General features: G+C 70.6%; 21 protein-coding genes. 8 read left to right on the top strand and 13 right to left on the bottom strand.

The window, feature by feature from the left end; genetic code table 11:
• Positions 1-90: 90 nt before the first annotated feature.
• The 5 genes from hsaB to HUT10_RS40505 are packed head-to-tail and all read right to left on the bottom strand — an operon-like array spanning position 91 to position 5,183.
• Positions 91-630 carry a 3-hydroxy-9,10-secoandrosta-1,3,5(10)-triene-9,17-dione monooxygenase reductase subunit gene (gene hsaB / locus HUT10_RS40525; protein WP_176176026.1) on the bottom strand — a complete coding sequence of 180 codons (540 nt, stop codon included), beginning with the start codon at positions 628-630 and terminating at the stop codon, positions 91-93.
• Positions 627-1,538: an iron-dependent extradiol dioxygenase HsaC gene (gene hsaC / locus HUT10_RS40520; RefSeq protein WP_176176025.1), complete on the bottom strand. Its 912-nt coding sequence runs from the start codon at positions 1,536-1,538 to the stop codon at positions 627-629. Before hsaC ends, hsaB begins: the two co-directional genes overlap by 4 nt.
• Positions 1,538-2,383, bottom strand: coding sequence for a 4,5:9,10-diseco-3-hydroxy-5,9,17-trioxoandrosta-1(10),2-diene-4-oate hydrolase (gene hsaD, locus HUT10_RS40515; protein ID WP_176176024.1), 846 nt, complete (start codon positions 2,381-2,383; stop codon positions 1,538-1,540). Before hsaD ends, hsaC begins: the two co-directional genes overlap by 1 nt.
• Positions 2,383-3,546 carry a 3-hydroxy-9,10-secoandrosta-1,3,5(10)-triene-9,17-dione monooxygenase oxygenase subunit gene (hsaA, locus tag HUT10_RS40510; RefSeq protein ID WP_176176023.1) on the bottom strand — a complete coding sequence of 388 codons (1,164 nt, stop codon included), beginning with the start codon at positions 3,544-3,546 and terminating at the stop codon, positions 2,383-2,385. The genes hsaD and hsaA overlap by 1 nt, the downstream gene beginning before the upstream one ends.
• A gap of 35 nt (positions 3,547-3,581) precedes the next feature.
• Positions 3,582-5,183: an FAD-binding protein gene (locus HUT10_RS40505; RefSeq protein ID WP_176176022.1), complete on the bottom strand. Its 1,602-nt coding sequence runs from the start codon at positions 5,181-5,183 to the stop codon at positions 3,582-3,584.
• A 99-nt stretch (positions 5,184-5,282) separates the two neighbouring features.
• Between HUT10_RS40505 and kstD the strand changes: the two genes are divergently transcribed.
• The 5 genes from kstD to HUT10_RS40475 all read left to right on the top strand — a co-directional run bounded on the left by kstD (position 5,283) and on the right by HUT10_RS40475 (position 10,704).
• Positions 5,283-6,947, top strand: a complete 1,665-nt coding sequence (kstD, locus tag HUT10_RS40500; RefSeq protein WP_176176021.1) for a 3-oxosteroid 1-dehydrogenase — start codon at positions 5,283-5,285, stop codon at positions 6,945-6,947.
• Positions 6,944-8,080: a Rieske 2Fe-2S domain-containing protein gene (locus tag HUT10_RS40495; RefSeq protein ID WP_176176020.1), complete on the top strand. Its 1,137-nt coding sequence runs from the start codon at positions 6,944-6,946 to the stop codon at positions 8,078-8,080. Before kstD ends, HUT10_RS40495 begins: the two co-directional genes overlap by 4 nt.
• A gap of 245 nt (positions 8,081-8,325) precedes the next feature.
• Positions 8,326-9,357 carry a ferredoxin--NADP reductase gene (locus tag HUT10_RS40485; RefSeq protein ID WP_176176019.1) on the top strand — a complete coding sequence of 344 codons (1,032 nt, stop codon included), beginning with the start codon at positions 8,326-8,328 and terminating at the stop codon, positions 9,355-9,357.
• Positions 9,358-9,367: 10 nt separating this feature from the next.
• Entirely contained in the window at positions 9,368-10,216 is an 849-nt protein-coding gene (locus HUT10_RS40480; protein ID WP_176176018.1) for a MaoC/PaaZ C-terminal domain-containing protein, read from the top strand.
• Between the two features lie 32 nt (positions 10,217-10,248).
• Positions 10,249-10,704, top strand: coding sequence for a riboflavin kinase (locus tag HUT10_RS40475; RefSeq protein ID WP_176176017.1), 456 nt, complete (start codon positions 10,249-10,251; stop codon positions 10,702-10,704).
• Positions 10,705-10,790: 86 nt separating this feature from the next.
• Here HUT10_RS40475 and HUT10_RS40470 read toward each other — a convergent pair whose 3' ends face one another.
• The 6 genes from HUT10_RS40470 to HUT10_RS40445 form a co-directional block, all read right to left on the bottom strand.
• Positions 10,791-11,333 (bottom strand): DUF5134 domain-containing protein, encoded by a 543-nt coding sequence (locus HUT10_RS40470; RefSeq protein ID WP_176176016.1) that lies wholly within the window; start codon positions 11,331-11,333, stop codon positions 10,791-10,793.
• 81 nt (positions 11,334-11,414) lie between these two features.
• Positions 11,415-12,584 carry a lipid-transfer protein gene (locus tag HUT10_RS40465; protein ID WP_176176015.1) on the bottom strand — a complete coding sequence of 390 codons (1,170 nt, stop codon included), beginning with the start codon at positions 12,582-12,584 and terminating at the stop codon, positions 11,415-11,417.
• On the bottom strand, positions 12,581-12,967 hold the full coding sequence (locus HUT10_RS40460) for an acyl dehydratase (RefSeq protein ID WP_176176014.1): 387 nt from the start codon (positions 12,965-12,967) through the stop codon (positions 12,581-12,583). Before HUT10_RS40460 ends, HUT10_RS40465 begins: the two co-directional genes overlap by 4 nt.
• A complete protein-coding gene (locus HUT10_RS40455) occupies positions 12,964-13,872 on the bottom strand; it encodes a bifunctional MaoC family dehydratase N-terminal/OB-fold nucleic acid binding domain-containing protein (RefSeq protein WP_176176013.1) in 909 nt (302 codons plus the stop codon). Before HUT10_RS40455 ends, HUT10_RS40460 begins: the two co-directional genes overlap by 4 nt.
• Positions 13,869-15,023, bottom strand: a complete 1,155-nt coding sequence (locus HUT10_RS40450) for an acyl-CoA dehydrogenase family protein (RefSeq protein ID WP_176176012.1) — start codon at positions 15,021-15,023, stop codon at positions 13,869-13,871. Before HUT10_RS40450 ends, HUT10_RS40455 begins: the two co-directional genes overlap by 4 nt.
• A 5-nt stretch (positions 15,024-15,028) precedes the next feature.
• Positions 15,029-16,078, bottom strand: a complete 1,050-nt coding sequence (locus tag HUT10_RS40445; RefSeq protein ID WP_176176011.1) for an acyl-CoA dehydrogenase family protein — start codon at positions 16,076-16,078, stop codon at positions 15,029-15,031.
• A gap of 88 nt (positions 16,079-16,166) precedes the next feature.
• Between HUT10_RS40445 and HUT10_RS40440 the strand changes: the two genes are divergently transcribed.
• Together HUT10_RS40440 and HUT10_RS40435 are read left to right on the top strand one after the other, a co-directional pair.
• The gene (locus tag HUT10_RS40440; protein WP_176176010.1) at positions 16,167-17,015 is read left to right on the top strand and encodes an alpha/beta fold hydrolase; all 849 of its coding nucleotides are present in this window, start codon (positions 16,167-16,169) and stop codon (positions 17,013-17,015) included.
• The gene (locus HUT10_RS40435) at positions 17,015-17,512 is read left to right on the top strand and encodes a nitroreductase family deazaflavin-dependent oxidoreductase (protein WP_176176009.1); all 498 of its coding nucleotides are present in this window, start codon (positions 17,015-17,017) and stop codon (positions 17,510-17,512) included. The genes HUT10_RS40440 and HUT10_RS40435 overlap by 1 nt, the downstream gene beginning before the upstream one ends.
• Here HUT10_RS40435 and HUT10_RS40430 read toward each other — a convergent pair.
• Positions 17,496-18,881, bottom strand: a complete 1,386-nt coding sequence (locus HUT10_RS40430; protein WP_176176008.1) for a wax ester/triacylglycerol synthase family O-acyltransferase — start codon at positions 18,879-18,881, stop codon at positions 17,496-17,498. The two genes, HUT10_RS40435 and HUT10_RS40430, sit on opposite strands and share 17 nt — an antisense overlap.
• A 65-nt stretch (positions 18,882-18,946) precedes the next feature.
• Between HUT10_RS40430 and HUT10_RS40425 the strand changes: the two genes are divergently transcribed.
• Positions 18,947-20,185, top strand: coding sequence for an alpha/beta hydrolase (locus tag HUT10_RS40425; RefSeq protein WP_176176007.1), 1,239 nt, complete (start codon positions 18,947-18,949; stop codon positions 20,183-20,185).
• Between the two features lie 25 nt (positions 20,186-20,210).
• Here HUT10_RS40425 and HUT10_RS40420 read toward each other — a convergent pair whose 3' ends face one another.
• Positions 20,211-21,509 carry a pentapeptide repeat-containing protein gene (locus HUT10_RS40420; protein ID WP_176176006.1) on the bottom strand — a complete coding sequence of 433 codons (1,299 nt, stop codon included), beginning with the start codon at positions 21,507-21,509 and terminating at the stop codon, positions 20,211-20,213.
• Between the last annotated feature and the right edge of the window lie 191 nt (positions 21,510-21,700).

Genomic DNA, 21,700 nt, shown 5'->3' with positions numbered 1-21,700 from the left:
AGTGTGCGCGCCGGGTCTCGGCTTTCTCTTGCGAATGGGATGCGGCCCACCTGTGAACCCGTGCACAACCACCCGGTGGGGTCAGTCCGGTTACAGCCAGTCGTCGGGACGGGGCCAGGGCAGCATGGCCGAGAACGCGTCCCGGACCGGTTCGGTGACCGAGTACTGCCCCCGGTGGAACAGCAGCGGGCGGGCGTCGGACGGCGCCCCGAGCGCGGTCACCCGGCCGATCACCACGTAGTGGTCGCCCGCCTCGTGGACGGCCTCCAACGCGCAGTCGATCCAGGTCAGCGCGCCGTCGAGCAGGGGCGCGCCGGACGGCGCCGGGGTCCAGCCGAACCGGGCGAACTTGTCCTCGCCGCGGGCGCCGAACACCGCGCTGACCTCCTGCTGGTCCTCGGCCAGCACGTTGACCGCGAACTTCCCCGCCGCGGCCAGCACCGGCCAGGTGCGTGACGTGCGCGCCGGGCAGAACAGCACCAGCGGCGGGTCCAGCGACAAGGCCGCGAACGACTGGCAGGCGAACCCGGCGAGGGTGTCGCCGTCGCGGCCGGTGACCACCGTGACGCCCGTGCAGAAGTGCCCGAGCACGCTGCGGAACTCGGTCTGGTCGACCGCCAGCGAGGTCATGCGCCCGGTGGCCGCGCGCCGACCGAGAAGTCGTGGCCCCACAACGAGACCGCGGTGCTCTCGCGGGCGATCCAGTTGTCGTCGTCGACCTGGCGGCCTTCGCAGCCGAACTCGACGTCGAAGCCGCCGGGGGTCTTCATGTAGAACGACAGCATCAGGTCGTTGACGTGCCGGCCGAGGGTGGCCGACATCGGCACCTTGCGCCGGATCGCGCGGTCGAGGCAGAGGCCGACGTCGTCGGTGTTCTCCACCTCGACCATCAGGTGCACGATCCCGGACGGCGTCGGCATCGGCAGGAACGCCAGGCTGTGGTGGCGCGGGTTGCAGCCGAAGAACCGCAGCCACGCGGGCGGCCCGTCGGCGGGCCTGCCGACCAGCTGCGGTGGCAGGCGCATCGAGTCGCGCAGCCGGAAGCCGAGGACGTCCCGGTAGAACCGCAGCGACGCCTCGTCGTCCTTTGTGGACAAGACGACGTGGCCGAGTCCCTGCTCGCCGGTGACGAACTTGTGGCCGTACGGGCTGACCACCCGCCGGTGCTGCAGCGCGACGCCGTGGAACACCTCCTGGGTGTTGCCGGACGGGTCGTCGAAGCTGATCAGCTCGTCGACGCGGCGGTCGGCCAGCTCCTCCGGCGTGCCTTCCTTGTACGGCACCGACGCACTGTCCAAACGCGACCGGATTTCGGCGAGCTCGCCGGCGTTGGCCGCCTCCCAGCCGGTGACGGCCAGGCGATCCGCGGAGCCCGGCGAGATGACCAGCCGCGCCGGGAAGTCGTCCATGCGCAGGTAGAGCGCGTCCGGGTCGGTGCCGCTGCCTTCGACCATGCCGAGCACCTTGAGGCCGTACTCGCGCCAGGCCGCCATGTCGGTGGCTTCGATGCGGAGGTAGCCCAGTGACCGGATGCCCATCAGGAACTCCCGAGGAAGTCGAGGGCCAGCCGGTTGAACTCGTCGAACTTCTCCAGCTGGGCCCAGTGCCCGCAGCCGCCGAAGACGTGCAGCTGCGCGCGCGGAATCGTCTTGAGCGCCACCAGTGCCCCGTCGAGCGGGTTGACGCGGTCCTCACGCCCCCAGATCAACAGGACACGCTGGCGCAGGCGGTGTGCTTCGCGCCAGAGCATACCTTCTTCGTAGGTTTCGGGGTGCGCGAACGACTTGCCCATCGCCCGCATCGCGGCGAGCGACTCGGGCGTGTTCGCCGCGGCGAACCGTTCGTCGATCAGCTCGTCGGTGACCAGCGACTGGTCGTGGACCATGATCCGCAGGAACGCTTCCATGCGTTCGCGGCTGGGGTGCGCACCGAACTTGCCGAGGTTCTTGACGCCTTCGGTCGGGTCGGGCGCGAACAGGTTGACGCTCAGCCCGCCCGGCCCCATCAGCACCAGCCGCCCGGCACGTTTGCCGTGGTTGAGCGCGAACCGCACCGCCGCGCCCCCGCCGAGGGAGTTCCCGACGAAGTGGGCGCGGTCGATGCCGAGGGCGTCCATGAGCCCGAGGACGGCGTCCGCGCTGTGCCGGAAGTACTGCGGGTGCTCGGTCGGCTTGTCCGAGCGCCCGAAGCCGGGCTGGTCGACGGCGATCGTCCGGTAGTGCTTGGCGAACTCCGGCAGGTTGCGGCCGAAGTTGCTCCACGCCGAAGCGCCGGGGCCGCCGCCGTGCAGCAGGATGACCGTCTCGGCGTGCTCGGCGCCCGCCTCGTGGTAGTGCAGCTTCAGCGAACCCGCCTGGACGTACTTGCCTTCGGGAGCGGTCATCAGTACATCGCGTTCTCGACGGGGAGCCCGAAGGCGCCGGTGCCGTACATGACGTACGCGCGCTCGGCGTCGTTGGCCGCGTGGACGCGGCCCGCGTGCGCGTCGCGCCAGAAGCGCTGGATCGGCGTGCCCCGCTGGATCGCGCGGCCGCCGGAGTTCTCGAAGAGCCGGTCGATCGCCGAGATCGCGCGTTCGGTGCCGCGCACCTGGTCGCGCCGGACGCGCAGCCGCAGGTCCACGGGCAGCCGTTCCTCACGCTTGGCCAGTTCGTACAGTTCCTCGATGTTGCGGGTCAGCTGCAGCCACGCCGCATCGATTTCGCTCGCCGCTTCGGCGATCCGCACCTTGGCGAACGGGTCCTCTTTGGACTGCTCACCGGCGTACGCGGCCCGGACGCGCTTGCGCTGGTGCTCGACGTGCGCGTCGTAGGCACCCTGGGCCATGCCGATGATCGGCGCGGTGATCGTCGTCGGGTGCACCGAGCCGTACGGCAGGCGGTACAGCGGCCCGGGGTTGACGGCCTGGCCCGGCACCCGGCACTTCGACGTCGCGATGAAGCTCAGCGCCCGGTGCTGCGGCACGAAGACGTCCTCGACGACGATGTCGTTCGAGCCGGTACCGCGCAGGCCGATCGTGTCCCAGACGTCCACAATGGAGTAGTCGGCGATCGGCAGCAGGTAGGTGCAGAAGTCGACCGGCTTGCCGCCGGAGAACGCGGGCCCCCCGAGCAGCACCCACGTGCAGTGGTCGGACCCGGAGGAGAAGCTCCACCGGCCGGTCAGCCGGTAGCCACCGTCGACGACCTCGGCCTTGCCCATCGGCGCGTACGACGAGGAGATCCGCACGTCCTGGTCCTCGCCCCAGACCTCCTGCTGCGCCTGCGCGTCGAACAGGGCGACGTGCCACGGGTGGACGCCGAGGATGGAGGCGACCCAGCCGGTGGACCCGCACGCGCTCGCGATCAGCTTCACCGCGGTGTAGAAGCTCACCGGGTCGGCCTCGAAGCCCCCGTGGAGCTTCGGCTGCAGCAGCTTGAAGAACCCGGCCTCCTGCAGGGCCTTGACGGACTCCTCGGGGACGCGGCGCGCGTCCTCGGTGTCCTGGGCCCGATCCCGCAGGACCGGCAGGAGGTCCCGGACCCCGGCGATCACCTGCTCGCTCATGCGCAGTCCTCTCTCGTTTCGCTCTACCGAGAAGACTAGAACACGTTCTCGTTTTTGTCGAGAACGCCCTGCGCCAGGGCACTGTTGATCCCCGCTCTGCGGCCGGAAAACACGCAGTCGGCCAGCGACAGGCCGCTCACGTAGGACCTGGAACAGATTCCCACGGCGGTGCGGCCGGCGGCGTACAGCCCCGGGATCGGCTGCCCGGCCGTGCTCCGCACCGCGCCGGTGTCCTCGTCGACGACCAGCCCGCCGAGCGTGAGCATCGGCGTGGGGTACCCGAGGTTGGGCCGCACCGAGATGTCGATGAGCGAGTACGGCGGGTTGTCCAAGCGCCGCACGAACTCGGCCGGCTTGCCCACCGGATCCCGGTCGCCGTGGTAGGCCTCGACGCTCGCGCGCAGCCCCTGGGGATCGACGCCGGCCTTGCGCGCCACCTCTTCGACCGTCTGCCCCACGACCCGGCCGCGGCGCAGCAGGTACCGCAGCTGGAGCCACTGGAACCACTGGCTCTGCTTGCGGCCGTCCCGGCGCGCTTCGGCCACGATCGGGGCGTCGACGAGGAGCCAGCCCTTGCTCTCGTGGTGCTCGATGAGCTTCTCGCCGACCGCGGCGCCGTAGCGGGACTCGTCGATGACCCGCCGTCCCGCGGCGTCGACGATGATCCCGCCGAGGAACGCGCTGGGCGGGGTGACGAACCGCCACGCGGAGATCCGGCCCAGCTCACCGGTCGCGCCACCGGCCTCGGCCCCCATCCGGATGCCCGAGCCGTCATCGGCGGACGTGCCCAGGGCCAGCCCGCCGCGGTACTGCGGGGCGTGCCGGCGCACCATCTCCCGGTCGGCGATGAACCCCCCGGCGGCCAGCACGACCCCGCGCCGGGCGGATATCCGCAGCTCACGGCCGTGTGCGCGTTCGAAGCGCTCGACCCGGCGGTGCAGCGACTTCCGCAGCGAGGGCACGTAGATGCCGGGCTTCGCCGCGTACTGCGCCAAGCGCCGGTGCCGCGCCCGCACCGACGCGGGGGCGCCGCTCAGGGTGCCGGCGACCAGCCCGGTGACGCGGCCGGCGTCGTCGCGGATCAGGCTGCGGGCGGTCGTCTGGGTCAGGACGCGGATGCCGCGGGCGCGCACGGCCGCCTTGAGCCGCGCCATCAGCATCTTCCCCGAGGTCCCGGGCCCCTTGACGCGGTGGCCGCGCGGGGCAGGCTTCGCCGCGTCGCGGAACCCGCCGGCGGCTTCGCTCCCGGAGTAGTACAGGTAGTGGTCGTCGCTCGGGTACGACGTCTTGTACGGGCACAAGCTGCCTTCGAACGGCACGCCGTTGCCCTCCAGCCAGGTGATCATCTCGCGGCTGCCCTCGCAGAACCGCCGCAACGTCCGCTCCGAGACGACGTCCCCGGTCTCCAGCCGCAGGTAGGCGTACATCGCGTCGACGGAGTCGTCGACGCCCGCGTCGAGCTGCTGTCCGGTGCCGCCACCGGCGTAGACCACGCCACCGCTGACCGCGCTGGCGCCTCCGCCGGCGAAGCGCTCGACGATCACGACGTCGGCGCCCGCGTCGGCCGCTTCGAGGGCGGCACAGGCGCCGGCCGCCCCGAACCCCACGATGACCACGTCCGCGACGAGTGCGTCCATGGTCGCTACCCTAGAACTGAAACACGTTCTCGTCTATGGTGACCGAAAGCGGCTCTCAACTGGAGACTTCGTTCGTGGAACACGTTATAGCGAGGTGAGATGACCGAGCAGTTCGACGTCGTCGTGGTCGGCAGCGGTGCCGCCGGGATGACCGCCGCGCTGGCTGCGGCCCACCATGGCCTGAGCGTAGTGGTCCTGGAGAAGGCGGCCTGCTTCGGCGGCTCGACCGCGCGCTCCGGCGGCGGCGTCTGGCTGCCCGGCAACCACGCGCTGCGCGCCGCCGGGATCGACGAACCACCCGAGCGGGCGCGCGAGTACCTCGCCTCGATCGTCGGCGACGTCGTCCCGGCCGTCCGGCGCGACACGTTCCTCGCGCACGGGCCCGAGGTGCTCGAGTTCGTCTGCGACCACACGCCCCTGGAGTTCCGCTGGGTCCGCGACTACAGCGACTACCACCCCGAAGCCCCCGGCGGGCGGCCCGGCGGCCGGTCGGTCGAACCGGTCGCCCTCGACGGCAAGCTCCTGGGCCCGGAGCTGGCCCACCTCGAACCGCCCTACAGCGCTCCCCCGCTCGGCGTGCCGATCACCCAGGCCGACTACCGCTGGCTGAGCCTGCTCGCCCGCCACCCGCGCGGTGCCGTCCGCCTGCTCTCGCTGGCACGGCAGTGGCTCGTCGGCAAGCTTCGCGGGCAGCAGCTGCTGAGCATGGGGCAAGCGCTTGCGGCCGGCCTCCGCGCCGGGCTCGCCCAGGCCGGGGTCGAGGTCCGGCTGAACACCCCGCTGGTCGATCTGCAGGTCGACGGCGATCGCGTGACCGGCGTTGTCACCCCGCAAGGTGTCGTCGGGGCCCGGCGGGGCGTGATCCTCGCCAGCGGCGGCTTCGAGCGGAACCTCGAAATGCGCGAGAAGTACCAGCGCGCGCCGATCGGCGTCGACTGGACCGTCGGCGCGGAGGCCAACACCGGCGACGGCATCACCGCCGGCCTCAAGCTGGGCGCGGCACTCGACCTGATGGACGACGCCTGGTGGGGCCCGTCACTGCCGCTCACCGGCGGCCCGTGGTTCGCGCTGGCCGAGCGGTCGCGGCCGCGCAGCATCATGGTCGACGCGCGCGGCGAGCGGTTCGTCAACGAATCGGCGCCGTACGTCGAGGCCGTGCACGCGATGTACGGACCCGGGGACGGTCCGGGGCAGCACATCCCGACCTGGCTGGTGTTCGACCAGCGCTACAAGGACCGGTACATGTTCACCGGCATCGGGCCGCGCCAGCCGCTGCCCGGCCGCTGGTTCAAGGCCGGGATCGCGGCGAAGTCGTCGACGCTGGCCGGGCTGGCGGCGAAGATCGACGTCCCGGCTTCCGGGCTGGAGGCCACCGTCGAGCGCTTCAACGGCTTCGCCCGCCGAGGCATCGACGAGGACTTCCACCGCGGTGTCAGCAAGTACGACCACTACTACGGCGACCCGCGCAACAAACCCAACCCCAGCCTCGGCCCCCTGGACAAGGCGCCGTACTACGCGGTCAAGATCGTGCCGGGCGACCTGGGCACCAAGGGCGGGCTGCGCACCGACGAACACGCGCAGGTGCTGCGCGAGGACGGCTCGGCCGTGCCGGGCCTGTTCGCCGCGGGCAACGCCGGCGCGGCCGTGATGGGCCGGACCTACGCCGGGCCGGGCGCGACCATCGGCCCCGCCATGGTGTTCGGCTACCTTGCGGCGACGCGGCTGGCGAACGAAGATCAGGGGACCACGGGAGGGCAGCGATGACGCAGGAATCGGTACGCACCATCTACGCCGGCGAGCCGCCGACCCGGTTCGCCCGCGGCTGGCACTGCCTGGGCCTGGCGGAGACCTTCCGCGACGGGAAACCGCACGCCGTCACCGCGTTCGGCACGAAGCTCGTGGTGTGGGCGGATTCGGCGGGCGAGCTGCACGTGCTCGACGGCTACTGCCGGCACATGGGCGGCGACCTCACCCAGGGCAGCGTCAAGGGCGACGAGGTGGCCTGCCCGTTCCACGACTGGCGCTGGAACGGCAAGGGCAAGTGCGTCTCGATCCCCTACGCCAAGCGGGTTCCGCTGCGCGCGCGGACGCGGTCGTGGACGTCGGAGGTGCAGAACGGGCAGCTGCTCGTCTGGCACGACCCGGAAGGCAACCCGCCGCCCCCGGAGCTGGCGATCCCGCGGATCGAGGCGGCCCACAGCGACGAGTGGAGCAACTGGACCTGGGACGAGATCTTCATCGACGGGTCCAACTGCCGGGAGATCATCGACAACGTCGTGGACATGGCGCACTTCTTCTACATCCACTACGCCTACCCGACGTACTTCAAGAACGTCTTCGAAGGCCACATCGCCACCCAGTACCTCAACACCAAGGGCCGCCCGGACATGGGCATGGCTTCGAACTACGGCGGCGAGGACAACCTGCTGCGGTCGGAGGCGTCGTACTTCGGGCCGTCGTACATGATCAACAAACTGGTGAACTCGTTCCAGGGCTACGAAATCGAGAGCGTGCTCATCAACTGCCACTACCCGGTGACGCCGACGTCGTTCGTGCTGCAGTACGGGATGAAGGTCAAGAAGCTGCCGGGGATCTCCGACGAGCACGCGGACAAGATCGCCGCGAAGCTGGCCCGCGGCATCGGCGCCGGGTTCCTGCAGGATGTCGAGATCTGGAAGCACAAGACGCAGATCGACAACCCGCTGCTGTGCGAAGAGGACGGTCCGGTCTACCAGCTTCGCCGGTGGTACCAGCAGTTCTACGTCGACGCGGCGGACGTCACCGAGGACATGACGCAGCGGTTCGAGTTCGAAGTGGACACGACGAAGGCGAACGAGGCGTGGGCGGCGGAGGTCGCGGAGAACCTGGCGCGGCAGAAGACCGAGGCGGAAGTGTGACGACCGCCGAGCAGACCGAGTTCCTTTCGGGCGGGCTGCGGCCGCACGAGTGCCGCAGCTGCGGGACGTGCGTGCTGGTGAAGAAGAACAGCATCCAGCACACGAGCATCCAGTGGACGTCCCGGCCCGCCGACACCTGCCCGGTGTTCGCGGACGCGGACGGGCCGTCGGCGTTGCTCGACACGTGCCCGAAGCTGGCCGACAGCATCGGCGACGCGGTGCGCGAGGCACGCTGGCGGTGGCCGATGGCTGAGCGGGTCTACACGCTGACCGTCGCCGACGTCGTCGTCGAGACCCCGGACGCGCGGTCGGTGGTCTTCGAGATCCCGCCGGAGCACGCTTCGGCCTTTTCCTACCGGGCCGGGCAGTTCCTGACCCTGCGCATTCCCAGCGAAAAGACCGGTTCGGTGGCGCGGTGCTATTCGCTGTCGAGCGCGCCGCACGAGAACCGGGTGCAGGTGACGGTCAAGCGGACCGACGGCGGCTACGGGTCGAGCTGGATCTGCTCGTCTCTGCAGCCGGGGATGCAGGTCGACGTGCTCGCGCCGGCCGGGGTGTTCTGCCCGGCCTCGGTGGACGAGGACTTCCTGCTCTTCGCCGGCGGCAGCGGCATCACGCCGGTGCTGGCCATCCTGAAAACGGCTCTGGAAAAGGGTTCGGGCCGGGTCGTGCTGGTGTACGCGAACCGGGACGAGCGCTCGGTGATCTTCGCGGGTGAACTGGCGTCGCTGGCGAAGCGGTACGGAGACCGGCTGGTCGTCATCCATTGGCTGGAGAGCGTTCAGGGCCTGCCGGACGTCCCGCAGCTGCGTGGGCTGGCTTCGGCATACACCTCGCACGAGGCGTTCCTGTGCGGGCCGGCGCCGTTCATGGCGGCCGCGCGGGAGGCGCTCGGGCAGCTCGGCGTGCCGCGGGAGCGGGTGCACGTCGAGAAGTTCACCTCGCTGACCGGGAACCCGTTCGAAGCCGCTTCCGCCGATGAGGAGCCGGTCTCGGACGCGTCCCCCGCCGCGCTGACGGTGACCCTTGACGGCGACACGCGGTCCATCCCGTGGCCGCGGCAGCGGAAGCTCCTCGACCACCTGCTGGAAGCGGGCCTGGACGCGCCCTACTCGTGCCGCGAGGGACAGTGCAGTGCGTGTGCGTGCCGGATCGTCTCGGGCGAGGTGAAGATGCTGCACAACGAGGTCCTCGACGCCGAGGACATGGCGGACGGCATCGTGCTGGCCTGCCAGTCGCTGCCGGTCACCGACGAGGTCTCGATCAGCTACGAATAGGAGTCCCCGCGTGCCCATCGACCCCGAGGTCGCCATCGGTGCCGAGATCGGCGAGGTGAGCTTCGCCTGGACGTCGTCGGACGTGCTGCTGTACCACCTGGCGCTGGGCGCGGGCCCGGACGAGCTGCGGTACACCTACGAGCAGGACCTGGTGGTGCTGCCGACGTTCGCGACGGTGGCGGCGAACCTGCGCGTGTTCGACCCGCCGGCGGTGTCGTTCCCGGGGGTGGAGATCGACCTGGCGAAGGTGCTGCACGGCAAGCAGGAGATCACCCTGCACCAGCCGATTCCCACGTCGGGGAAGGCGGTGGCGCGGTCGCGGATATCGGACGTGTACGACAAGGGCAAGGCGGCGGTGGTGGTCCAGGAGGTTTCGGTCACGTCGTCGTCCGGCGATCCTTTGTGGACGGCCCGGTCGAGCATCTTCGCGCGGGGCGAGGGCGGTTTCGGTGGCTCGCGGGGGCCTTCGGACCGGGTGGCTTTTCCCTCGCGGGAGCCGGACTTCGTCTTCGAGGCGCCGACGCTGCCGCAGCAGGCGCTGCTGTACCGGCTGTGCGGCGACCGGAACCCGCTGCACGCGGACCCGGAGTTCGCGCACGCGGCGGGGTTCGACCGGCCGATCCTGCACGGGCTGTGCACGTACGGGATCGTGGCGCGGGTCCTGGTCAACGAGCTCCTCGACGGCGACCCGGCGCGGGTGGCGTCGTTCGCGGCGAAGTTCGCCGGGGTGGTGTTCCCGGGCGAGACGCTGCGCATCCGGGTGTGGCGTGCGGACGACCGGCTGCTGGTCACGACGTCGGCGGCCGAGCGGGACGACGCGCCGGTGCTGGCGGACACGGTGCTGGTGCCCACGTCCTGAGCCGGGGTTGTCCGAGCCGCTACCGTGGTGGGGTGACTTCGGAATACTTCGTGGTGCGTGGAACGGTCGAACCGGGCGACAAGCGCGGCCGCGAGCTGGGCTTTCCGACGGCCAACATCGCGTTGCGCGACCAGGACGGCAGCCTGGGCGACGGGGTGTGGGCGGGCTGGATCGGCCGCCCGGACGGCACCCGCCTCCCGGCGGCGATCTCGGTGGGCCGCCGCCCGACGTACTACGGCGCGGGCGGGTACCGCCTGCTGGAGGCGCACGTCCTGGAGTTTGCGGGCGATTTGTACGGAGAGACGCTGGTGGTGTGGCTGGGCGCCCACCTGCGGAACCAGCAGAAGTACGCCTCGGCCGAGGACCTGATCACGGCGTTGAAGAACGACATCGCGGCGGCAACCCAGTGGACGACGTCCCACCCGGCGGCTTCGCTCCCCGTCGTCGAGGAGACCCCGCTCGGCGAGGTGCGGCGGATCACGGGTTGAGTCGCCTCGCCGCCCGGAAATGTCGGTGGTCTCCGGTAACGTGAAATTCGGGGGTCCCCCGGGGCGGGGACCTCCCGGCGCCGTGCTCACAAGGACGAGGCCAACAGCATGTAGCCCATCCCCGCGCCCATCACCACTCGGCACACGGCACGCGAAGCCTGACCGGACCCCACCCCCACGGCCGCCGAGCCCCGCACCGCCGACACCCCCGACCAAGCCGCGTCCGCCACGAAGTACCCCGCCGCCACCAACCCGGCCAGGGGCACCGCCACCCGGGCGTCCATCGCCGACATCGTCAGCCATGGGCCGTGGTTCCCCGCGTGGGGCATCGCCGTCACCATGTACAGCATCGCCGCCGCTGACAGCGCGTGGTGGGCGCAGGCGCGGCCGCGCCACCACGCCGCCGCGAACCAGCCCGTTGTCAGGACCAGCACCGCCTGCCAGCCCGCCGCCGGGATCGGGCCGCCGACCGGGGAGAACATCGCCACCATCGCCACCACCAGCAGCAACTCCGCCAGGTCGCCGTGGCGCACCCCGGGCCCGAGCCGCGCGTAGTCGAGGCGGACCAGGCGCAGCACGCACGGCAGCACCAGCGCCGCGAAGACCGCGGTGAGCACCCAGTGGACCATCGGCCTCACTCTCCGTCGTGGGTCGTGTCTCCACCGTGACACCCACGACGGCCGGGCACCAGCCGTCAATGAGGTGACGCCTCAGTCACCCGTCAGGACCAGTCCGCTGGTCGGCACGCCCGTACCCGCCGTGACCAGCACCCGGGCCGCCCCCTTGACCTGGTTGGCCGCCGTCCCGCGGATCTGCCGGACTCCCTCCGCGATGCCGTTCATGCCGTGGATGTACGCCTCGCCGAGCTGCCCGCCGTGCGGGTTGAGCGGCAACGCGCCGTCGAGCTCCAGCGCGCCGTCGGCGATGAAGTCCTTCGCCTCGCCGCGGCCGCAGAAGCCCAGCTCCTCCAGCTGCATCAGCACGTACGGCGTGAAGTGGTCGTACAGCACCGCGACGTCCACATCGGACGGCTGCAGCCCCGACTGGCCCCACAGCTGCCGCCCCACGACACCCATCTCCGGCAGCGCGGCCAGGTCGTCGCGGTAGTAGCTGGTCATCACGTACTGGTCCGGCCCGCTCCCCTGCGCCGCCGCCGCGATCACCGCCGGCGGCCGCGCCAGGTCACGGGCCCGCGAAACGCTCGTGACGACCAGCGCGACCCCGCCGTCGCTCTCCTGGCAGCAGTCGAGCAGGTGCAGCGGCTCGGCCACCCAGCGCGACGCCTGGTGCTCCTCGAGGGTGATCGGCCGTCCGTGGAACCACGCGTTGGGGTTGGTCGCCGCGTGCTTGCGGTCGATCACCGCCACCCGGCCGAAGTCCTCGCTCGTCGCGCCGTAGTCGTGCAGGTACCGCCGCGCGACCATGGCCACCGTCGCCGCCGGGGTCGCGATGCCCATCGGGTAGTGGAACGCGTTGTCCACGCCCGAGGAGTTGACCTGCCCGGCCGCCGCGGACGACACCTGGCCGAAGCGGTGCCCGGACCGCTCGTTGAACGCCCGGTACGCGACGACGACGTCGGCGACCCCGGTCGCCACCGCCATCGCGGCCTGCTGCACGGTCGCCGCCGCGGCGCCGCCGCCGTAGTGGATGCGGCTGAAGAACTTCAGCTCGGGGATCCCCAGTTCCCGCGCGACCGCGATCTCCGCGTTGCCGTCCATGGTGAACGACACCAGCCCGTCCACATCGGACGGCTTCAGTCCGGCGTCGGCCAGTGCGTGGGAAATACACTCGGCCGCGAGCCGCAGTTCGCTGCGCCCGGAGTCCTTGGAGAACTCCGTCGCGCCGATCCCGGCGATCGCCGCCCTGCCCGAGAGCGTCACGGCAGCGTCACCTCCACGGTGCCGGCGACGTGCTCGCCGAGACTGTCCACACCGGATACCGAGACGACGACGTCCCGTCCCGAAGCCGAGACCACCCGGCCGGTGAACGTCAGCGTGTCGTAGGCGTAGCAGGGCACGCCGAGCCGGATCTTGATCGACCGGATCAGCGCCTCGGGCCCGGCCCACGCGGAGACGAACCGCTGGACCAGTCCGGTGTCGGTGAGGATGTTGAGGAAGATGTCCTTCGAGCCGCGGGCCACCGCCGAGTCGCGGTCGTGGTGGACGTCTTGGAAGTCCCGGGTGGCCAGCGCCGTGCTGACGACGAACGTCGGCGTCGCCTCGATCGTCAGCGGCGGCAGCTCGGTCCCTTCGGCGACGGTCATCGGGCCACCTTCCACGCCGGCAGGGTCAGGTCGTCGTCGACGCGGACGAACGCCGCGGCCACCGGCAGTCCGATGTGGACTTCCTCGGGAGAAGCCTCCAGGAGCTCGGCCATCACGCGGACCCCTTCTTCCAGTTCCACCAGGGCCACCACGAACGGGAGCTGCTTGCCCGGCACCGCCGGGTGGTGGTGCACGACGTAGGAGTACACCGTCCCCCGGCCACTGGCGACGACGTAGTCGGGCTTGGTGTCGAGCGAGCCGTCGGGCGGCATCGGCCCCGGCGGGTGGCGCAGCGTCTCGCCCCAGCGCTGGATCCGCAGCTCGCCCTCGCGCAGCCCCTCCCAGAAGAACTCCGTGTCCCGGTTGATCACCGGCCGCAGCACCGGCGACGGCGGCGGTTCCGGCGCGGGCGGGCGGAACTTGAGCACCCGGAACACCATCTCCGCGACGGCCTCTTCGCCGACGTACCACGTCGTCCGCGTGGTCACGAACCAGCCTTCGCCCAAGGCGGTCTTCTTCGGCCCGACGACGTCCTCCAGCCGCGTGGTCGCCGCGACGTGCTCCCCCGGCCGGAGGTAGCGGTGGTAGGTCTGCTCCGAGTTCGTGGCCACCACGGAGGTGAACCCGGCCTCGTCGAGCACCGCCATCATCGCGCCGAGCGGGTCGTCCCCGGCCCGGGTGCCGTGCAGGCCCCTCATGGTCCACACCTGGGCCATCGCCGGCGGCGCGACCAATCCCTTGTGGACACTCGCGGCAGCGAACTCCGGATCGGTGTACACCGGGTTGGTGTCCCCGATCGCCTCGACCCAGTTGTTCACCATGGCCTGGTTCACGGGATCCCGCGCCAGGCCCGGCGCGGATTCCCCCGCGGCGGCGATCGCGTCGGCGGCTTCCCGGACGTTCATCGTGGCACCCTCGGCAGACCCAGGCCGATCGAGGCGATCAGCTCCCGTTGGATTTCGCTGACGCCCCCGCCGAAGGTCAGCACGATGTTGCGTTTCGCGGTGAGGTCCAGCCATTCGGCCAGCTCGGCGGTGTCCGGATCGGCCAGGTCGCCGTGGCGGCCGACGACCTCCTCCAGGTTCCGGCCGATCCGCTGGATGGCCTCGGAGCTGAACACCTTGGTCGCCGAGGCGTCGGCCACGCCCACCGGCGCGCTCGCCGAGGACACCGCGACCTGCCAGTTCAGCAGCTCGTTCACCCGGGTCACGGCCAGCGCCTCGGCGAGCACGGCCCGCACGTCGGCGAGGTCGAGCAGGCCGTGCGCGCTCGCCCAGGCGCGGACGCGGTCGTACAGCCCGCCGATCCGCCCGGCCGGCCCGAGCATCACGCGCTCGTGGTTGAGCTGCGTCGTGATCAGCCGCCAGCCCGCGTTTTCCCGGCCCACCAGGCGGTTCGCCGGCACGCGGACGTCCGAGTAGTACGTCGCGTTGACGTGGTGGGCGCCGTCGCAGGTGATGATCGGCGTCCACGAGTAGCCGGGGTCGCTCGTGTCGACGATGAGGATCGAGATGCCCTTGTGCTTCGGCGCGTCCGGCGCGGTCCGCACGGCGAGCCAGACGTAGTCGGCGTCGTGGCCGCCGGTGGTGAAGATCTTCTGGCCGTTGACGACGTACTCGTCGCCGTCGCGCACCGCCGTGGTCCGCAGCGCCGCGAGGTCGGTGCCCGCCTCCGGTTCGCTGTAGCCGATGGCGAAGTGGATCTCCCCGGCCAGGATCTTCGGCAGGAAGAAGGCTTTCTGCTCGTCGGTGCCGAACTCCTGCAGCGTCGGGCCGACCGTCTGCAGCGTGACCGACGGCAGCTGGACGTCGGCGCGGGCGGCCTCGTCGACGAACAGGTGCTGCTCGATCCCGCCGAAGCCCTGGCCGCCGTACTCGACCGGCCAGCCGACGCCGAGCCTGCCGTCGCGGCCCATCCGGCGGACGATCTCGCGGAACACCGGCCCGTGCCGCTCGCGCCGCATCGCCCGGCGCTCCTCGGGGCTGATCAGGCCGGCGAAGTACTCGCGCAGCTCGGCGCGCAGCTGCCGTTGCGCGGTGGTCAGTTCGACGTGCATCCGGCTCACCCCGCCACTCGTTCGCCGAGCCGGCCGAGCCGGTGCGCGGCCCCGCCGAGAGCCCGGCCCAGGTCCTTGACCGCCGACGAATACCGGTGCAGCGGGTAGGTTTCGTCGACGCCGATCCCGCCGTGCAGGTGGTGGCAGGTCGCCAGCGCCTGCGGGGCCTGCGAGGTGAACCAGTAGGCGGCGACGTCCAGTTCGGCGTCGGCGTCGAGCCCCGAAGCCAGCCGCCACACCGCGGAGGTCGCGGCGAGGTGCACGGTCCGCGCGGCCACGTAGACGTCGGCGATCTGGCCCGCCACCGCCTGGAAGGCGGAGAGCGGCCGGCCGAACTGGGTGCGCTCGCCGACGTGCTTGACGGTCAGCGCCAGCGCGCCGGCCAGCAGGCCGTCGCCGAGGGCCAGCGCGCCGGCCAGCGCGAACCGGTGCAGGGCCGCGACCGCGCCCCGGTCGAACAGCAGGTCCGTTTCCTCGACGGCGACGTCGTCGAGCCGGACGGTGAACTCCGGCGTCCCGGCCGAAGTGGGTGTCGGGACGAGCGTGACGCCGTCGGCGTGCGGGTCGACCAGGTAGACGGCGCTGCCGTGCGCGGTGCTCACCGGCGTGAGGATCCGTGTGGCGCCCGCCGCGTGCGGTACCGCCGTCTTCACGCCGCTGATCAGCCATTTCCCGTCCGCGGGCCGGGCGGTCGTGGCGGGTTCGGCGGCCAGCGGCGCGGACGGCTCGTGCAGGGCCGCGGTGAGCAGGGCCTCCCCGGCCGCGACCGGCGGCAGGAACTCCGCGCGCTGGGCGGGGGTGCCGAGCGACTCGACCGGCAGGACGCCCATGGCGAGCGCGGCGTACGCGGGCACCGGCGCGGCGACCCGGCCGACCTCGGTCAGGACCTGGGCGACCTCCGCGACGCCCAGGCCGTCGCCTTCGAGCTCCGGGGGCAGCGCCAGCGCGAGCAGGCCCGAGGAGGCCAGCGCGCGCCAGGGATCGTCGGGTGCTCCGAGCACTTTCGCGGCGAGGGCGGCGATCTCGGTCTGCGTATCGTCAAGGGCGAAGTCCACGCCTGTCCTCCGGATCGGGCGCAATATTGAAACCTGTTCTAGTCTTAACCGGAAAGGGTGGGCACGGCAACCCCCGGGGGTGGCGCAGGTGGCGGGAAGACGACGGCTGATCACCGTGCCGCCGACCGCGGGCGTGCCCGAGCCGGCCCCGGTGGAGCTGCCCGGCCGCGGCCGCACGGTGGTCACCGACGTCGGCCCGCGGGACGCACCCGCGCTCGTCCTGCTGCACTCGGTGGCCTGCACGGGCCTGCTGACCTGGTATCCGGCCCTGGCGGCACTGGCGCGCCGTCACCGCGTCGTCGTGTTCGACCAGCGGTGGCACGGCCGGGGCATCCGGTCGCCGCGGTTCCGGCTCGCCGACTGCGCCGAGGACGTCACCGCGGTCGCCGACGCGCTCGGCCTGGCGCGGTTCGCGCTCGCCGGGTACTCGATGGGCGGACTGGTCGCCCAGCTCGTCGCCCGCGCCGAACCAGAACGTGTTACCGGACTGGTGCTGTGCTCGACCGCGAGCAGCTTCCGCCGCGGGCTGCGCCAGCGCGTCGCGCTCGACGTGACCGGCCGGGCGCTGCGGCGGCTGCGCGAGCGCGTGCGGCTCCCGGTGGTCCCGGAGGCGCCGCGGCAGCGCGTCGAGGACTACCGGTGGGGGCTGCGCGAGTTCCGGTCGACCCGGCCGTGGGAGATCGCGGTCGCCGTCGACGAGATCGGCCGGTTCGACTCGACGCCGTGGCTGCACACGCTGCGGCTGCCGTCGGCGGTCGTGGTGACGGCGCGGGACCGGTTCATCGCGCCCGCCCACCAGCGGTCGCTGGCCCGCCGGATCCCCGGCGCGGCCACCTACGAGGTCGCGGCCGGGCACGCCGCCTGCGTGCTGGCCGCCGACCGCTGGGTGCCCGCCCTGCTCGCCGCGGTCCACTCCCTCCGAGGAAGGAAGCCATGATGGGACGCTTCAGCCTGCCCGACGCCAAGCCCGGCGGCCTCGACTCGCCGGTGACGGCGAAGGTGATGAAGTACGCGGCGAAGGCGCAGGTGGCGGTCTTCCGGCTGACCGGCGGCCGCGTCGGCAGCACGTGGCGGATCGGCGCCGGGTTCCGCAAGCCGGTGCCGACGCTGCTGCTGGAACACCGCGGCCGCAGGTCCGGGCGGTTGTTCACCACGCCGCTGCTGTACCTGCGCTCCGGCGAGGACGTCGTCGTCGTCGGCTCGCAGGGCGGGCTGCCCCGGCACCCGCAGTGGTACTTCAACCTGCTGGCGCACCCGGAAACCCGCGTGCACCTCAAGGGCCGGCGCGGGGTTCCGGTCACCGCCCGGGTCGCCGGGGGCGCCGAACGCGCCGAGCTGTGGCCGCGGCTGGTCGAGCTGTACGCGGACTTCGCGAAGTACCAGGCCTGGACCGACCGGGAGATCCCGGTCGTGGTGCTCAGCCCGCGGCCTTGAGCAGCTCGGCGAGCGCGTCCGGGAGCGCGTCGGCGAGCGGCCACAGGTCCTTGACCAGCTCACGGGCGCCGAGCAGGCCGACGTGCACCTTCCCCGCGTTCGACAGCACGGTGACGTTCAGCCCGGCGCCGTGGAAGACCGGGCCGAGCGGGTAGAAGCCGGTGATCCGCGCGCCGAGGAAGTACAGCGGCATCGGCGGCCCGGGCACGTTCGAGACGACCAGGTTGTGCACCACCGGGTGCTTTTCGGCCAGGCGCAGCGCCGAATACGCGCGCACGGCGAGCCCGAACGCCGTCGCGGCCGAGAACTGCGCCCAGTCCTGCAGCATGTCGGCGTCGATGTCGTGGTGGTGGTCCTTCGAGCGCCGGTTGGCCTCGGCGAGGAAGAACACCCGCGCGGCCGGGTCGGCCAGGTGGGTCGGCAGGGAGGCGAAGAACGCGGAAACCTTGTTGCTGCCGTGGTCGCGCTCGGTCCGGTCGTGCACCGACACCGGGACGGTGGCGACCAGCGGGTCCTCCGGCAGCTCGCCGCGTTCGGCGAGGAACTCGCGCAGCGCGCCGGCGACGAGCGCGAGCACGACGTCGTTGACCGTGACGCCGAAGGCGTTCTTGACGTCCTTGATTTCGGCGAGGTCGAGCTGGGCGAAGGCGACGCTGCGGTGACCGGTGATCGTGCCGTTGAGCGAGGTCCGCGGCGCGGTGAACGGGACCGGCATCCCCTTGCCGCGCAACGCCCGGCCGACCCAGCGCGGCATCAGGCCGAGCAGGTCGGGCAGCAGCCGGGCGACCTCGGCGGGCCGCTTCACGACGCTGCCGACCCCGGACCGCAGCAGGTCCAGCGGCGACGGCAGCCCGGTGTTGCGCGGCTGTTCGACCGCCGGCATCGGCGCGTCCGGCTCGAGCCCGGCCAGGTGGGTGATCAGGCTGGCCCCGCTCACGCCGTCGACGCTCGCGTGGTGCATCTTGAGCAGCACGGCGAGCTGCCCGTCGGCGAGGCCTTCGATGACGTAGAGCTGCCACAGCGGGTGCGCCCGGTCGAGCTGCTGCCCGGCGATGTGCGCGCACAGCGCGGCCAGCTCGGCGCGGTCGCCGGGAGCGGGCACGCCGATGCGGTGCACGTGGTGGTCGAGGTCGAACTCCTCGTCCTCGACCCACACGGGGTGGCTGAGGTTCCACAGCGGGTTGTGCAGTTTGCGGCGGAACGCCGGGATCGCCCGGACGCGTTCCTCGAGCCGGTCCTGGAACTTCGCGAAGGAGTAGCCGCCGGGGACGGTCGACCCGTCGAGGACCAGCAGCCCGCAGACGTGCAGGACCTGCGACGACGTCTCCAGGTAGAGAAAGCTCGCGTCGAGGCCGCTCAGTCTCTGCATGCCGCCCAGGGTAAGCCACGTCCAGTGAGCGGCGCGTCACCCTACTCGCCGGTATCATCGCGGTGGTGCAGCCGAATTTCCTGACCCGTCGCGCGGTCCAGCTCGGTCTCACCGCCAACGCGCTCCGCCCGCTGCGGGCGCGGTCCACGACGATCCCGGTGTTCTTCGCCGGCTGGCTGACCGGCGAGCTGGCACCCCAGCTCATGGCGCTGACGGCGGCGGATTCCCTGGTCCACGTGGCCCGCCACGGTGTGGGCGACCGGTCGACGAAGGCGGGCCTGGCGATGGCGGCGGCGTCCGCCGCGGGGCTGGCCGCGCTGGTCCGCACCGGCCACGGCGCCCGCGAGGAGATCGAGGAGGCGCTCAGGTCGGCTCTGGGTGCGGACTACGCGTCGGAGCTGGGCCGGTCCGATCTGGGCCTGCCGTGGGGCGAGCTGGCGCTGCCGTTCCGGATGGGCGCCCCGGACGTCCGGGTCGACCGCAACATCGCGTACGCCCCGGGCGGCAAGCGGTTCCTGCTGGACGTGTACCGGCCCCTCGAGGACGTTGCGGGCGCGCCGGTGCTGCTGCAGGTCCACGGCGGCGCGTGGGTGATCGGCAACAAGGAGGAGCAGGGCAGGCCGCTGATGCGCTACCTGGCCCGCCGGGGCTGGGTGTGCGTCGCGATCAACTACCCCCTCGCGCCGGCCCACCGCTGGCCGGCGCACATCGTCGCGGCGAAGCAGGCACTGGCCTGGATCCGCTCGTCGATCGCCTCCTACGGCGGCGACCCGCGGTTCGTGGCGGTGACGGGCGGTTCGGCGGGCGGGCACCTGTCGGCGTTGCTGGCGCTGTCCCAGAACGACCCGGCGCTGCAGCCGTCGTTCGAGGACGTGGACACGAGCGTCCAGGCGTGCGTCCCCCACTACGGCGTGTACGACTTCGCGGCGACGTCCGGTGCACCGGCGAGCAAGTACCGGCTGGAGACCCTGATCGCCCGCCGCGTATTCGCCCCGGACCGCGACCCGGTGGCGCACCTGGACGAATACATCGCGGCGTCCCCGCTGGACCGGATCACGACGGACGCCCCGCCGTTCTTCGTGATCCACGGCCGCGACGATTCGCTGGTGCCGGTGCGAGAGGCGCGCGAGTTCGTCGCGCGGCTGCGGGAGAAGTCCCGGCAGCCGGTGGCGTACGCGGAGCTGGCGGGGGCGCAGCACGCGTTCGACGTGTTCACGTCGGTGCGGTCGGCGCACGTGGTCCGCGGCGTGGCGCGATTCCTGGACCACACGTACAACACCTGGAAGGCCGAGCGCACTCAATGAACTCGACCCGATATCGATCCAACCGTCACCCGGTCGCGCCATAAAAATCGGCGTCGACGAACAACGGAGACATTTCGAAACTTCCATCGTCACACTCAACAGAACCGAAAAATGACGCTCCCGAAAATGCGGACGCCTCCGCAAAGCTGACTCCCCCAAGTTTGACGTCGGCCAAGAAGTCCGCCTTATTGAAATCAGCCACACCAAGGAAACCTGCTTCTACAAATTCTACCAGCCCTTGCCATTCAGATTCCCTGAAATCAGCCAATCCGACGAATCTTACACCAGAAAATGTCGCATCGGCCCGAAATTTCACGCCCTCGAAGCTGGCAATCCCACACAAAGTCGAGGCCTCGAACTCCACACGCCCACCGAAGGTCGAGTCTTGAAACACTGCATTACCGCCAAAATGAACTTCCTCGAACCCAGTAGGGCCAGCGAATTCGGCTCCGGCAAAACCGGCAAAGTCGGCAAATTTCGAGCGATCGAAGGTGGCAGCAAACAAGAATTGAGCATCCTCAAACCATGCGTATTCACCAAATCCAACACCCGAGAATCCGGCATATTGAGAGAACTTTGCCTCATCGAACCGAACGGAGCCAACGAACTCCGCGCCAGCGAAATCGGCGACACCCATGAACACTGTTCTCGAAAAGTCCGCATCCCCGATAAATTTCGCGCCCGCAAACCGAGCACTTCGGACTCGACTGAACTTGAGACTGAAATCAGAGAGAATTGCTCCAGAGAGATCTAGATCTATATCCACCCAAAACGCTTGGTCAGGATGATCAGGAAAATCACCAGGAGAAAGGTGCTTGCCGAGAATACGCTGAGCAGCCAGACGTATCTCACGTTCCTCGCGAGAAGAAACTGCCGACTTGACATCAGAGTCACCGCCACGGCTGTGATCCGCACGAAATCTCGAACGCTGCTTTCCCAGTGGGCGATGAACAGTCGGCGGCGTGTACGGTCTGCGCAGGTATGCACAGATCACATCGACAACCGACTGCCTCTGACGCGGGTTGTCTTGAGCAACACGCTCAAGCCCGTAAAGGCAGCCATGGCGCACTACACCGTTCTCTGATCCAAGCTGCTCTATTGCCTTGACATACAACTCAGTCAGCCGACGCTCAGTGGCGTCGTGCTCAGTCGACCATTGTCGTCTGCCGTTCAGGACCAACGCCACAATACCGCCAGTACCAGCGCCGACAGTGAGCCCGGTCTTGATCAGCTCAATCTGGTTCTGAGTATTGTTTACATCAACGAATGTCAACAGAACAATTATGGCGGCGCCGGCGATCGCGGTGACCGGCAGTACGATCACGAGAATTGCCCACCACCACGTTCCCCCTCGTCGGCCCCAACTTCGCCGTAGCCGAGTGGTCCCGAGGGGTAGCTTCGCCCACACTGACACGTTGTTCTCATTCCGTCGTCCCTACAACATGACGGGACGCGGGGACTAGCCGTTACACGAAGCCTCGTCAATGCACGAGAAGGACATGCTCGCCAGAACGC

Origin of the sequence: Amycolatopsis sp. Hca4 (genome assembly GCF_013364075.1) — a bacterium.
Lineage (GTDB): Bacteria > Actinomycetota > Actinomycetes > Mycobacteriales > Pseudonocardiaceae > Amycolatopsis.
This window is presented reverse-complemented; position numbering and strand designations above follow the sequence as displayed.

What these genes read in the sequence shown, in the direction of transcription:
- HUT10_RS40470 (WP_176176016.1), bottom strand. Translation starts at nt 11,333, where the DNA reads ATGGTCCACTGGGTGCTCACCGCGGTCTTCGCGGCGCTGGTGCTGCCG.
- kstD (WP_176176021.1), top strand. Translation starts at nt 5,283, where the DNA reads ATGACCGAGCAGTTCGACGTCGTCGTGGTCGGCAGCGGTGCCGCCGGG.
- hsaD (WP_176176024.1), bottom strand. Translation starts at nt 2,383, where the DNA reads ATGACCGCTCCCGAAGGCAAGTACGTCCAGGCGGGTTCGCTGAAGCTG.
- HUT10_RS40450 (WP_176176012.1), bottom strand. Translation starts at nt 15,023, where the DNA reads ATGCACGTCGAACTGACCACCGCGCAACGGCAGCTGCGCGCCGAGCTG.
- HUT10_RS40460 (WP_176176014.1), bottom strand. Translation starts at nt 12,967, where the DNA reads ATGACCGTCGCCGAAGGGACCGAGCTGCCGCCGCTGACGATCGAGGCG.
- HUT10_RS40485 (WP_176176019.1), top strand. Translation starts at nt 8,326, where the DNA reads ATGGCTGAGCGGGTCTACACGCTGACCGTCGCCGACGTCGTCGTCGAG.
- HUT10_RS40455 (WP_176176013.1), bottom strand. Translation starts at nt 13,872, where the DNA reads ATGAACGTCCGGGAAGCCGCCGACGCGATCGCCGCCGCGGGGGAATCC.
- hsaA (WP_176176023.1), bottom strand. Translation starts at nt 3,546, where the DNA reads ATGAGCGAGCAGGTGATCGCCGGGGTCCGGGACCTCCTGCCGGTCCTG.
- HUT10_RS40505 (WP_176176022.1), bottom strand. Translation starts at nt 5,183, where the DNA reads ATGGACGCACTCGTCGCGGACGTGGTCATCGTGGGGTTCGGGGCGGCC.
- HUT10_RS40435 (WP_176176009.1), top strand. Translation starts at nt 17,015, where the DNA reads ATGGGACGCTTCAGCCTGCCCGACGCCAAGCCCGGCGGCCTCGACTCG.
- HUT10_RS40430 (WP_176176008.1), bottom strand. Translation starts at nt 18,881, where the DNA reads ATGCAGAGACTGAGCGGCCTCGACGCGAGCTTTCTCTACCTGGAGACG.
- hsaB (WP_176176026.1), bottom strand. Translation starts at nt 630, where the DNA reads ATGACCTCGCTGGCGGTCGACCAGACCGAGTTCCGCAGCGTGCTCGGG.
- HUT10_RS40495 (WP_176176020.1), top strand. Translation starts at nt 6,944, where the DNA reads ATGACGCAGGAATCGGTACGCACCATCTACGCCGGCGAGCCGCCGACC.
- hsaC (WP_176176025.1), bottom strand. Translation starts at nt 1,538, where the DNA reads ATGGGCATCCGGTCACTGGGCTACCTCCGCATCGAAGCCACCGACATG.